Source organism: Bacillus cereus group sp. BfR-BA-01441, from assembly GCF_022663075.1.
GTDB classification, from domain to species: Bacteria; Bacillota; Bacilli; order Bacillales; family Bacillaceae_G; genus Bacillus_A; species Bacillus_A cereus.
In genome coordinates this window covers 1-212 of record NZ_JAKUEU010000463.1, presented here as the reverse complement: position 1 = coordinate 212, position 212 = coordinate 1, and the positions used below count along the sequence as shown (strand labels likewise).

The following is a 212-nucleotide window of genomic DNA, read 5'->3' as shown; positions in this document are numbered from 1 at the left end:
AACAAGATAAAGCTAAAAAAGAAGAAGCAATTAAGGAACAGCAAAAAAGTGAAGTAGAGAAAAAGAAAGTGGCACAAGTACAAGAAAAAAATGATATGGCTAAAAAAGAAGCAGCGATAAAAGCCGAGCAAAAGAATGAAGTAGCTAAAAAAGAAGTAGCAAAGCCAGTTGTACAAGGTGAAAAATTACCAAATACAGCATCAAATAATGTA

1 pseudogene is annotated in these 212 nt (G+C 32.1%); it reads left to right on the top strand.

The features are described 5' to 3' along the window. Window positions 1-212 (top strand): annotated as a pseudogene (locus tag MR107_RS32170) (LPXTG cell wall anchor domain-containing protein); the annotation flags it as partial.